This is a genomic window from Rhodovulum strictum, from assembly GCF_009649175.1.
GTDB lineage: Bacteria > Pseudomonadota > Alphaproteobacteria > Rhodobacterales > Rhodobacteraceae > Rhodovulum > Rhodovulum strictum.
On the sequence record NZ_WJPO01000021.1, the window covers coordinates 1 to 12,120 of the forward strand.

Annotated in this window: 12 protein-coding genes; 9 read left to right on the top strand and 3 right to left on the bottom strand. The window is 61.2% G+C overall.

The genetic code is table 11. The features are described 5' to 3' along the window. Both GH815_RS12820 and GH815_RS12825 read left to right on the top strand, forming a co-directional pair. Positions 1 to 283 (top strand): transposase domain-containing protein (locus GH815_RS12820; RefSeq protein WP_153749175.1); only part of this gene is annotated, 283 nt, incomplete at its 5' end. Positions 284 to 326: 43 nt separating this feature from the next. After that, the gene (locus GH815_RS12825; RefSeq protein ID WP_153749176.1) at positions 327 to 701 is read left to right on the top strand and encodes a UPF0149 family protein; all 375 of its coding nucleotides are present in this window, start codon (positions 327 to 329) and stop codon (positions 699 to 701) included. Between the two features lie 378 nt (positions 702 to 1,079). Here the strand turns inward: GH815_RS12825 and GH815_RS12830 are convergent, their stop codons facing one another. Then, positions 1,080 to 1,547, bottom strand: coding sequence for a hypothetical protein (locus tag GH815_RS12830; RefSeq protein WP_153749177.1), 468 nt, complete (start codon positions 1,545 to 1,547; stop codon positions 1,080 to 1,082). A 9-nt stretch (positions 1,548 to 1,556) separates the two neighbouring features. Next, positions 1,557 to 2,660 (bottom strand): site-specific integrase, encoded by a 1,104-nt coding sequence (locus GH815_RS12835; RefSeq protein WP_153749178.1) that lies wholly within the window; start codon positions 2,658 to 2,660, stop codon positions 1,557 to 1,559. 133 nt (positions 2,661 to 2,793) lie between these two features. On the opposite strand from GH815_RS12835, the gene GH815_RS12840 reads away from it, so the two are divergent. From GH815_RS12840 to GH815_RS12865, 6 genes are all read left to right on the top strand, one after another. Next, positions 2,794 to 3,510 (top strand): hypothetical protein, encoded by a 717-nt coding sequence (locus GH815_RS12840; RefSeq protein WP_153749179.1) that lies wholly within the window; start codon positions 2,794 to 2,796, stop codon positions 3,508 to 3,510. Between the two features lie 15 nt (positions 3,511 to 3,525). Further along, a complete protein-coding gene (locus GH815_RS12845; RefSeq protein WP_097031896.1) occupies positions 3,526 to 3,786 on the top strand; it encodes a hypothetical protein in 261 nt (86 codons plus the stop codon). A 79-nt stretch (positions 3,787 to 3,865) separates the two neighbouring features. Further along, positions 3,866 to 6,319 (top strand): DUF7146 domain-containing protein, encoded by a 2,454-nt coding sequence (locus tag GH815_RS12850; protein WP_153749180.1) that lies wholly within the window; start codon positions 3,866 to 3,868, stop codon positions 6,317 to 6,319. Between the two features lie 339 nt (positions 6,320 to 6,658). Beyond that, entirely contained in the window at positions 6,659 to 7,171 is a 513-nt protein-coding gene (locus GH815_RS12855; RefSeq protein WP_153749181.1) for a hypothetical protein, read from the top strand. Between the two features lie 49 nt (positions 7,172 to 7,220). Continuing rightward, positions 7,221 to 8,948 carry a phage terminase large subunit family protein gene (locus GH815_RS12860; protein WP_343030858.1) on the top strand — a complete coding sequence of 576 codons (1,728 nt, stop codon included), beginning with the start codon at positions 7,221 to 7,223 and terminating at the stop codon, positions 8,946 to 8,948. Between the two features lie 126 nt (positions 8,949 to 9,074). Next, positions 9,075 to 9,998, top strand: a complete 924-nt coding sequence (locus GH815_RS12865) for a NotI family restriction endonuclease (protein WP_153749182.1) — start codon at positions 9,075 to 9,077, stop codon at positions 9,996 to 9,998. On the opposite strand, the gene GH815_RS12870 is transcribed toward GH815_RS12865, so the two are convergent. Continuing rightward, positions 9,995 to 11,245: a DNA cytosine methyltransferase gene (locus GH815_RS12870; RefSeq protein WP_246176421.1), complete on the bottom strand. Its 1,251-nt coding sequence runs from the start codon at positions 11,243 to 11,245 to the stop codon at positions 9,995 to 9,997. The genes GH815_RS12865 and GH815_RS12870 overlap by 4 nt on opposite strands. A 241-nt stretch (positions 11,246 to 11,486) precedes the next feature. On the opposite strand from GH815_RS12870, the gene GH815_RS19215 reads away from it, so the two are divergent. Then, on the top strand, positions 11,487 to 12,095 hold the full coding sequence (locus GH815_RS19215; RefSeq protein ID WP_246176422.1) for a DNA glycosylase family protein: 609 nt from the start codon (positions 11,487 to 11,489) through the stop codon (positions 12,093 to 12,095). The last annotated feature ends 25 nt before the right edge of the window (positions 12,096 to 12,120 follow it).

Genomic DNA, 12,120 nt, shown 5'->3' on the forward strand with positions numbered 1-12,120 from the left:
CTGGGACGGCCTGACCCGCTTCCTCGATGATGGCCGGCTCGAGATGGACACCAACGGCGTCGAGAATTCGATCAGGCCAATTCCCCTCACAAGGAAGAACGCGCTATTTGCGGGCTCTATCGACGGCGCGGAAACCTGGGCCCGTATCGCCTCGCTGATCGGAACCTGCCGCCTGAACGGCGTGAACCCCGAAGCCTATATCGCGGCAACCCTCCGCAAGATCCTCGACCAGCACATGCAGAGCGATATCGCCGAGCTTATGCCCTGGAACTTCGCTGAATAGTCACGCGGCAAGCCGAAGGGTGGTCAGGCTGCGCTTACCGAAGATGATCGCGCCGAACAAGTGGCTTCCCGAGATCCTCGGCAGCGCCGTGGCCAGCCTGACGCCGGACAGCATCCAGCGCTTCGCCGATCTGATCCTGATGCGCGCCAACGCTTGCGTGGAGCGGGCGGAGAACCCGGCCGAATTCGCCTTGGCGATGTCCGGGCGCAGCAGCATGGCTGCACGCGACTGGGCGGCAGGTTTCAGCTATGCCTGTGGGCACTTCCGGTCATCCTGGCCAGCGAAGTCGACCACGCATGTCGACCGGGCGATGATGCATCGGATCTCGGACGCCATGTCGACGGGGTTCACCGCGTCAGGGGTGAAGACCCTTGGCCAGTGGATTTCCGCAAGGCACGAGGACAATTGCAGGACGTAATGGAAGCGCGTCCTCGCGACCCCCGAAACGACGAAAGCCCCCACGAGGGGGGCTTCTGTGGCGGCGGATGTTGGTGTGTGTCGTCGGGTGCTGCCGAATGTCAAAATTCGGTTGCGGTGTTGATGTGGCGTTGATGTAAACGCGCTGACTTATATCCCCAGTGTTTCGCTCGGGATTGAAGTCTTTGATAATATTGGAAAAACTGGTTGCGGGGACAGGATTTGAACCTGTGACCTTCAGGTTATGAGGGCTACCCTGTAATCAGGAATAACTTTTTTATTTCTGACAGTTAGCGGATTCGCGACATCGCAACGTCGGCGTCGTGTCGCACGGAACAGCCGCAAACATCTGTGAAGAAACGGGAATCCGCGAGACGTGTCATCCGCGCTGGCTCTTGAAGCCTTCGTAGCGCGGTCGCAGGCGGCATTGCAGGAAGCTCTCCAGCAGCGTCAGGACCGGAACGCCGAGGTGGGCCGGAAGCAGGATGTTGACCCGATCCACATTCGTCCGGATCCAGTTTCCGATCTCGGCCCGATCCGCCTCGCCCAGGCCGATATGGTCGGCATCGGCGATGATGGAGGCCGCGAGCGTGCTCTGTGCACTGCCGGGGTTGTAGTGCTGACTGGTATAGCGTGCTTGGCTCTTGGGGCCGACCTTCCCCACCTTCAGCACGTCAGACCCGTGGGTGAAGACATAGACGGCCATGGTCCCCGCTGGCAGCCGCGTGGGCGGTGCGTGGGGCGCGGGTAACGCCTCAATGCGGATATCGCCAGCCGCGAGCATGACGCCAGCCAGCCGCGCAGCGGTGGCGAAATCAGCGAGGGTCTGTTCAGGCTTCCACGTCATGGCAACAGCTTAGCCGAGCAGCTTCGCCTCGACCATGGCCATGGCCTTCTGGTGGTCGGGCGAGGGGAACAGGTGGCCATAGCGTTCCATGGTCATCTGGATCGAGGAATGGCCGGCGAAGGTCATCACTTCCTTGATCGAGAAGCCCTGCTCGATCCATAGCGACACGGCGAAGTGGCGCAGGTCGTGCCAGCGCATCGTCACCTCGACCTGTTCCAGAAGCTTGCGGAAGCGGGCCTGCGTGTTGGTGTGCTGCAGGATGCCGCCCTTCGGCGCGGGAAACACCAGCCCCAGTTCGCTTTTCGGGCAGCGCAGTTTCCAGCGGCGCAGGGCGTTCAGCACCATCGGCCCGGCCGGAATGTCGCGGAACCCGGCCCGCGATTTCGGCTCGCCCATCTGGTTGTAGGCGTCAGCGCGCTGGCGGATGTGGATGAAGCCCTTCTCGAAATCCACGTCCTGCCAGCGCAGGCCCCGCAGTTCTGACGCGCGCAACCCGCCGAGGGCCGAGACGATCAGGTGCGGTTTGAAACCCTCGTCGGCGGCCTCGATCAGGGCGCGGATCGCCTCCTTGGTCGGCACCGGGGCCTTATGCTCGATGCGGCTGGACTTGATCACCCGCACGCCTTGGGCGGCATTGGTGAACAGCTGGCCGTTGTCGATGGCGTGGTCCAGTGCCAACTTCAGCACTGACAGCGCGCGGCGGGTCAGGTGTTCGGATCTGCCGTTCAGCAGCAAGCGGTCGCGGAACTCGTTGACATGGCGGCGGGTCAGTTGGGCGATCAGCTTGTCGCCAATGCCGATCTCGGGCGCGGCGATGTGCAGGCGCACGTAGTCGCTGTAGCCGCGCAGGGTGGAGCGTTCCATCCGCCGCCCGGTCTTGCAGCGCACCTCGCAATGGTCGAGCCACGCCTTCGCAGCCTCGGCCACCGTCGTGCTGTCGCTGTCGGCCAGATAGGTGTGGTTGGCGACCAGCGAGCGGACCTTGACCAGATAGACGTCCGCATCCTTTCGGCGCGGGAACAGCTTGGACCGCCGTTTCCCCGCCTGGTCGGTGAAGTCCACTTGCCAGCGGACAAGGCCCGAGGGCAGCGTGCGTTTGCGGATTGTGGCCATCATTTCCCTCCGTGAGCGTAAGAAACGGGACCAGTTGTCAAAGCCCGTTAATGGCGATATGAACCGTCTCAGATGCACTTGCAACGGATTGTTGCGCGTGTAAAGCCCTAGTTCATGATCGGAGCCCATGACAATGACAGCCAGCGAACGGAGCGGTGCGGAAGCGCCCGAACCGCTCTTTCATGGCGACGCGGAAGCGGTGGCGGCATCGGGGATGCCCTTGCCGAGCCTACGTGTCCTGCAAGCTGCCGGTGCCATTCAGGCGCAGAAAACCCCAAAGGAGCACGGCGGCTTCAAGCGGATGTGGCGCGAGGAGGATGTGCTCATCGCCTCGATCGGTGCCGCGATCAGCGAGCACTTCGCCTGGAACATCCGGATCGTGGCCGAGGCCATGGCAAAGACGCAACGGAGCACATGGTCCGCGCTGACAGCCTCGATTGCGGGGACCATCTCGCCAGAATCAGGCGTGCTGATCCGATCATCGCCGGACGACTGGCATCTCGACCTGATCGACCGGAAGTTCCTGTTCCTGCGTGTGCCGCCTCTTTTCGCCACCATCTTCCCCGACGCGCCACCAGGAAGGGCAGACCTCATCATCGGTTACGCAAAATCGAAGGACACCTTCCAGATGCTGCCGTGGCTGCTTGGCCATCAACAGGGCCGACAGAAGCTAGCTGCGAACTACACGCCGGATCAGGTCGAACATTTTTCGAAGCTTTACAGATTCGCCATCGCGACCCGCGCCAACGCGCTGAGCATCGCAAGCATCAACATCAGCATGCAGGTTCGCGCGGCTTGGCGCCGCCTCCACGGACTTGACGCCCACTTCCTGCAGGAAGCCCTGCGCTAGAAAGGAGACCCAGCCATGACCAAACACCCCGGCCCCGTCGAAAACCTTCAGCAGACCGCAACCGAAGTGACGCTCGGCGATGACCTCCTTCGCGGCGCGGACGAGATCGCGAGGTTCATGTTCGGCGACGTAAAGCACCGCCGCAAGGTCTATTACCTGACTGGCGAGGCCCCGAGGGGCATGCCGCACTTCAAGATGGGTTCGGTGATCTGCGCCCGCAAAAGCACGCTGCTGAACTGGATCGCGCAGCAGGAGCGTTTCACCCCGGGCGAGTGACGGCAGCCGCAAATGTCCTGAGGTCCGCGATCCGGTCGCGGGCTCCATTTCCATCAGATGCACAGCGAACCCCCGCCCCATGACCCTTCAGGACAATCCGCTCAACTTCAACAACGTGCCGCCCAAGCGCAAAGGTCGTACATCCCGGCGCATATCTGTGGCCCGGGTGGCGGAACTGCTGAACGACCGGATCGCTGATCTTGCCGTGGAACTTCTCGGCACCCCGAACCGCGCCCTGTCCAGCGCGCAGCAGTTGCGCTTCGGGACCAAGGGCAGCATCGCGGTGGAAATCTCGGGGAAAGATGCCGGGCGCTGGTATGACCATGAGGCCGGAACGGGCGGCGCCGGGCCGGAACTGATCCGTCACCACTTCGGGATGGACGAAAAGGATGCATGGGACTGGGCGCGCAACTGGTTGGGCGATGCGGAAATGCCTGCCTCCTGGACCAGCGCCAAACCGGCCACGACCAAGGCCCCGACATCCGGCCCGGTCCGCACGGTGGAACTGTCGGAAGCCGAACTTGCCGCCAAGGTCGCCGAGATCCTGCGCCAGACCGAGGTTCCGAATGGCACACCCGTCCACAGCTATCTGGTCGGGCGCGGGATCGCCCTTCAGCCCCCCGACTGCATCCGCTTTCGCCGGAATGCTTATGGTAGCTATGGTGCGATGGTCGCGCTGGCAACCGATGCGGCGGGCGAGGTGCTGGCGATCCAGCAGGTCTATCTGACAGCCGAGGGCAAAAAGGCCCCGGTCAATCCGGTCAAGCGCACCAACAAGGCGGTCGAAGGCTGGGGCGAACGTTCCGCCGTGCGCCTGCCCGGCCGCGAACCTCTGGTGCTCTGCGAGGGTGTCGAAACCGCGCTGTCGGTCTGGCAGTCCACGGGTCAGGAGGTCTGGGCCTGCCTCGGCGTCTCGAACATCGGCCGCGCGCCCGTTCCCGAGAAGGCCACCGTGATCATCGCCCGCGATGGCGACGCGCCCGGCAGCAAGGCCGAGGGCATGATCACCCGCGCCGCCACCGCCCTCGCCCTGCGCGGGCTGACGGTGAGGGTCGCGACACCACCCGAGGATCAGGACTTCAACGACGTACTGCTGCGCGAGGGCGAGGAGGCCATTCGCAACCGGATCGCCGGGGCTGACCTGTTCCGCCCGGACCAGGCCGAGCAGGGCCGCAAGCGCCTCTACATCGGGTCGGACGTGGAGATGGCGAAGCGTGTGCGCGAGGATTTGACCGAACGCCATGGCCGCATCGTGCATGCCGAGGGCGAGTTCTGGCGTTACATTGGCACCCATTGGGAGGCGATCCCGGCCCACGAATTGCGCCTGCCCGTCCACACCTATGACGGCGCGAGCTTCGAGACGCCCGCGGGCGAGCCCTCGAACGTCAAGCTGACCCAGACCCGCGTCAACTCCGTCCTGAACGAATGTGCAGCCCTTTGCGCCGAACCCGGCTTCTTCGACACCCCGCCCGCTGGCATCAACTGCGCCTCGGGCTTCCTGCGCTTCGATGCGACCGGCACGCCGCATCTGGAACCGCATCACCGCAATCACCGCTGCCGCCACACCCTGCCCGGCCGCTGGGCCCCCGGCACCGCTGGTATCCCGCCCGAAGGCTCGATGCTGCGCCGTCTGCTGACCGGCAGCTTCAAGGGCGATTCTGACGCGCAGGCCAAATGCGACCTTCTGGCCGAAGTCTGCGGATCGGCCGCGCTGGGCTATGCAACGCGCCTAGTCCAGCCGCGTGCCGTCGTCCTGCATGGCAAGACCGCCGAGAACGGCAAGAGCCAGATCCTCGATCTCGCGCGCGGCCTCTTGCCCGCCAGCGCCATCTGTTGCGTTCCTGCTGCCAAGATGGGCGACGAGCGGCATGTCACCGGGCTGGTCGGGAAACTCCTGAACGCCTCCGACGAATTGTCGCCGGAAGCCATCGCCTCCAACATCTTCAAATCCGTCGTCACCGGCGAGCCGATCGAGGGGCGCGATGTCTACAAGAGTCGGGTCGAGTTCCGCTCTGTGGCGCAGAACCTGTTCGCCGCGAACCAGTTGCCGAGCTTCAAGGGCGGCGTTGATCGGGGCGTGCAGCGCCGCCTGCTGCTGATCCCCTTCACCCGCACCATCCCCCTCGAAGAACGCATCGAGGATATCGGCAAGCGCATCGCCTCCGAGGAAGCCGACCTGCTGCTGGCATGGGCGGTCGAGGGGGCTGCGCGGCTGATCCGCCAGCGCAACTTCGCCATCCCGGAAAGCTGCCGTGAGGCGCTGATCGAGTGGGTGCTGGGCGAGGACCCGGTGCTGGCATGGATCGACGCCTGCGTGAAGGTCGTGCCCATCGTGAACGGCGGCCCGATGCTCGCGACCCGCGATGCGCACCTCCGCTTCCAGAACTGGGCGCAGGCCGAGGGGTTCAAGCCCGAGAAGATCCCCGCGATCAACGGCTTCGTGCAGCGCGTCCAGGCGCAGGTGGCGGGGATCCAGCACAAGCGCACCAGCGCAGGCCGGTTCTTCCTCGGCATCACAGTGACGCAGTGGTGACGCAAGAATGACGGACTTTCAGCCGCAACCCATTGAAAGTGTTGAGATGACGCACTTGGCTTCAACCTTTTTGATAGAAGGGGAAAACCACCCAACCCTGAAGGGTCAGATTACCCCCTATATAGAATGTTCCCCGGACAGGTGCGTCATCTCAACACTATCAGAGACTTACGCCCCGCAGCCCGTCATTTCTGCGTCATTCTTGCGTCATCCGCCGCACCGCGCGGACAGGCCTGACAGGCATCAATCGGGAAGGGTCGGGAAAGCGTTGGTTCCTCCCGGGCCAATTCGTATGCGGGGGAGCGCAGCGCATAAGCCCGCCAGCGTCAGGGGGCGGAAATGACTAAACTCGACAGCGCCGAGACCAAGACCGCCTTCGCCGCCCGCGTCGGCCTGACCAAGGGGCGCATCTCGCAGCTGGTGGCCGAGGGCCTGCCGGTGCGCGCGGACGGGCGGATCGACGTGGCGGTAGGCCTCGCCTGGATTGAGGACAACCTCGACCCCGCCCGCCGCAACAAAGGTGGTGTCAGCCCTACCCCTGCCCGCGTCTCCACCACGCTGGCCGAGGCCAAGCGGCTACATGAGATCGTGAAGGTCCAACGCGCCAAGCTGGCCTTCGAGAAGGAACAGGGGCTGCTGGTGGAAACCGCCGCCGCCACCCGCACCGTCTTCGCCCGCGCGCGTGCCGAACGCGACGCGCACATGGCTTGGGTGCAGCGCACGGCGCCCCTGCTGGCGGCCGAGGTCGGGGCCGATCCGCGCGCCACCTTCGCCGCGCTGGACCGGATGATGCGCGAGCATCTCGAACACCTGGCCGACCTGCCCTTGGGGAGCTTTGGCGATGGTGCCTGACATCGACCTTGCCTGGCGGCGCGGCATACGCCCTGAACCGCCGATCCCGGTGTCGGACTGGGCCGACCGCCATCGCATCCTGCCGCCGACCTCGGCGGAACCGGGCCGGTGGCGCACGGATCGCACGCCTTATCTGCGCGCGGTGATGGACGCGCTGTCCACCTCCAGCCCCTACGAACGGGTTGTGCTGATGAAAGGCGCGCAGACCGGCGGGTCAGAGGCGGGGCTGAACTGGCTCGGCTACATCATCCAGAACGCCCCCGGCATCGCCATGCTGGTCATGCCCTCGCTCGATATGGTGCGGCGCAACACCACCGTGCGTATCGACCCGCTGATCGAGGCGACCCCTGCCCTACGCGATCTGGTCTCCGCGCCCCGTTCCCGTGATGCGGGGAACAGCCTGTTCCGCAAATCCTTTCCCGGCGGCCAGCTGGTGATGACCGGCGCCAACAGCGCGGTGGGGCTGCGATCCACCCCGGTGCGCTATCTGTTCCTCGACGAGGTGGACGGCTATCCCGGCGATGCCGATGGCGAGGGTGATCCCGTCGATCTGGCCATTCAGCGCACCACCACCTTCCGGGGACGGCGCAAGATCTACATGGTGTCCACGCCGACCCTGAAAGGTCACTCCCGCATCGAGGCGGCCTATCTCGACAGCGATCAGCGGTATTTCCACGTCCCCTGCCAGCATTGCGGCGCCATGGCCCCGATCACCTGGGCGCGCATCCGGTGGCCCGAGGGGCAGCGCGACGGCGCCTATCTGGTCTGCGAAGCCTGCGGCGGCGTGCATCATGAACACGACAAGCCTCGCCTGCTGGCCGCTGGAGAATGGCGCCCGACTGCGCTGGGCGATGGCCGCACGGCAGGGTTCCACCTGTCGTCGCTCTATTCCCCGTGGGAGACATGGGCCGAGATCGCGCAGGAGCACGCCCGCGTGGCCAAGGATCCCGCGCGCCTGCAGGTCTGGGTCAATACCAAGCTGGGCGAGTCCTGGGAGGACCAGGCGGGTGACACCGTTCCGGCTGATCCGTTGATGGCGCGACGCGAGGATTGGGGCAGCGATCTTGCCCCCGGCGTGGCCGTGCTGACGGCGGGCGTCGACGTACAGGGCGACCGGATTGAGGTGCAGATCGTCGGCTGGGGCCGCGACGAGGAAGCATGGGTCACCGACTACCGCGTCCTGTGGGGCGATCCTTCGGGCCCGCGCCTCTGGTCTGATCTGGATAGCGTGCTCAACGGCACCTATGGCGACCTCCCCGTGCGCGCCGTGGCGGTGGACACCGGCGGGCATCACACCAAGATGGCCTACGAATTCTGCCGCACCCGCCTTGCTCGCCGCGTCTGGGCGATCAAGGGTCGCGGCGGCCCCGGCATCCCGGTCTGGCCGCGCCGCCCCACGCGCAGCAACAAGGCAAAGATCCCGCTCTTCATCGTCGGCGTCGATGCCGTGAAGGACGCGGTCTATGCTCGCCTGAAACTGACCGAACCCGGCCCCGGCGCCATCCACTTCCCCCGCCGCCTCGACGCCGACTACTTCCGGCAACTGACCGCCGAACGCATCGTCACCCGCTTCGAGAAGGGCCGCCCCATCCGCTCTTGGCAACCCAAGCGCGACGGCGAACGCAACGAGGCCCTCGACACCTTCGTCTACGCCCACGCCGCCCTGCATGGCCTGATCAGCATGGGGATGCGGTTGAACGAGGAGGTGGAGGCTCATGCGGGACGCGTTACCGCATCAAACCGGGACATCATTCGATCACAATGGGTCCTACGCTGAGCATCAAGTCGCAAGCACTCGAAACGGCCACAAATCGTTAAGCGCCGATCAGAGCAAAGCCAAGACCTCTTGTGCCAGAACCTCGCTTCTGATTTCATCTTGGAGGACTACTAGAAAGGCGGAAGCATGCGCTCGTCCGGCAAAGATATCGTAGAGATGTTCGGGTTTGCTCCTGATGACACAACCGCAGAAAGCATTTCTTTCTTTAAGGACCGCCAATGCCCATTTGTGCCTGGAGCCTGCACCAAAACAAATCACGATCGGTCTGAGACATATGGAACGTGCGCCGTTACGTTAGGGTCAGCTGAAGTCATAATCTGCCCAAAGCGCCTTTATGCCAATAACTATGAGCCGTTTCAGCACGTAAAGTCGAAGATCTGGGGTGATGCCATCCCGTTAATAGTTGGCGGGACAACAGACGACCTTCGGAGGAAGGCGCTCAAACATCAAGAATGCGTAGTTGCATTTGGTCAAAACTCGGGGAGTGAAGTAACCATAAACTCAAATGGAAAGCTATCCATTGACTGGATTCTCCAACGATATCGCAACACTTCAGGTAGATTGGTTCCCATCGACTTTGCAGCGCTGGAGGTCCAAAGCATCGACATCACAGGAAACTACCGAGAAAACTTCACTGCTTACAAGAATTTGCGCGACGGAAGCCGTGTAAACTATATTCCGCCAGCCGGGCACGGCTTGAATTGGGCGAACGTTCATAAGCGACTCATCCCCCAAATTATTCGAAAAGGGAACGTCTACCACCACATGAGCAGATGCATAGCATTTGTTTTTGTCCTACCAAAGATTGTCTATGAAAAATTTGACGAAATCCTGGGAGATGTTGAGGAAGAATCAAACCACTCCAAGGATAATCTGACGGTATTCACATACTCCTTAGGAGGAAACGTCCCCGCTGGAAAAATACGCGGGTTAGTACTAAATGAGGTAAAGCATCATTCGTTGGCAAACATCGTTTTTGCATTCTCAAGCAATACGGAAGATGGAGCACCTGCAGCACTTGAGAGCAAGCTAAAGTCTCTGCTCTATTAAACCGCGAGAGACAATTGACTCGACATCCAAGGCGAGTTTTGACGCCCAGAATTATCGATGACCTCATCTCTGTAACCCAAACTTTCCTTCAATCTCAGACCTATTTCGCAGGCGAACAACGGCGGGACTGCATTTCCAACTTGTTCATATTGCTCCGTTAGCGAACCAAAAAACCGAACATGGTCTGGAAAAGACTGGATTCTCGCGGCCTCTCTAACGCTCAACACTCGATCTTGGTTAGGATGGATGTATGTTCCCCAGTGCGGGTCGCACTTGGTGAGGATCGTGCTTCCAAGTTGCTCAGGATGAAGCCGTCCATAACGCTTGGTGTGATCCGAGCGGCGCGCTCGCTTCATGCCTTTTGGAAGAAGGTCATGGGGAATGTCCCTCCAAGAACCTCCTGGCGGAATATGTTTCAAGCGATCTAAGTTCACCTTACCAAGGCGCGCACATTGGTGATTTGAAACTTTCGAACCAGCGATTCTTAATCTTTCTTGAAAATCACTTTGGGGACCAGTCAGATAATCACACAGCTCGTCACCACCGCCATTCTCAATTTGGGGAAGATCAGAGATCGCATCGCCTACGGTTACAAAGGAGCGATTGGCCGTCGCCTTCACCAAAGCCAAATCAAGGACAACGGATCGCGAAAACAAGGTCGTTGTGAAGTTTGCTCTCCCCTCAGCGAAATGCTTCGGGATTGGAAATAGCTCTAATGGCTCGACGCCAATACGGTTCGCCAAGATTATTGTACGCCAGCGCGCTTGCGGAACCCCGTAGTGAGGAGCGAAAAGAACTCTAACATCGGCGTGATAACCTAACGAGCGGAGGGCCGCTAGGATCTCCTGAACGGTTTGCCCACGCTCGAATGAAATCATGCCAGGAACGTTCTCAATTAGAATAAGCTTAGGTGAGAACTCCTCAGCAAACCGCAAATAGTCTTTGAACAAGTGGTTACGCTCATCCTCAAGCGACCGCTTAGGAGCATTTATGCTGAAGCCTTGGCACGGTGGCCCGCCGGCCAACAGATCTAGCTCCCCTTTTGCAAGGCTCAGCCGACGACGAATCTTACCGGCATCGACTTCACGGATGTCGCCAGTCTCGACTTCGGTACCGGGATGCGAGTTCTTGAGCGTCTCTGCGTAGCTGGGTGAGATCTCGTTGGCGAAAAGGCTGCTAAACCCAGCCATTTCGAGCCCCGTCGACAGTCCACCTGCACCTGCAAAAAGATCAATATGGGTCAGCAAATGGTGCACTCCTCTACGACCGACCCCATCTGTAGCATGCCCCAGCGGCCCACCGCAACGCCAGACCAAGCACGGTGTCGATTCCAAAAGTACATCACGGGGCAGCGCTGGATGGCGATCAGTTCCTCGAAGCACGACACGCAACTCGCACCTGGCGCAAGCGTCCTGCAACGCGTAGACGACGGCGCAGATTCGCGATAGGTCTTCTGCTCGGAGGGAACAAGCCGAACGGAGGCTCCGGATGCACCAAGACGCTCTCACGCACTTGTCCTTAAAGCTTCCCCATTTGCGTGAAATGTTTTCACAGCTATCACCAGTTGAACTTCCCACAAAGCAAGAGGTTGAAATTCCGCTGGCGGTAACTGAGATTATCGTTTCCCAGATGCTCTCCGGGCCATCTGCCGATGTCATTTTTTCAAGATTGATTGCAAAAGCTATCGGAACAGGGAATTCCAAGCCGTGGCATCTGACAGAGAAAGAGATTATGGAATGCGGAATCAGTAGGAGAAAAGCATTTGCAATTATTAATTTTGGAACTGCATTTGATTCTGATCCAGCCCGCTTCTCCGATTGGCCGACTCTCGCCCATGAAAGTCTGGTTCGTGAAGTAAGTGGCTTTTGGGGATTGTCGCGGTGGAGCGCTGATATCCTCGGGCTTTCATATTTCGGAAATCCTGATGTCTTTCCTGCTTCCGATGGCACTCTTGTTCGCGCAATAAAGGCTGCATGCGCAAACACTGAAGTGGGCGCAGAGGAGTGGGACATTGACGGTGCGAGTCCTTATCGTTCGCTCCTTGCCCGGTACCTTTGGAAGTCGATAGATACTGGCTTCTGGCAACAATCTGTGTGACTTTTTAAATACGCTGGCCAAGATT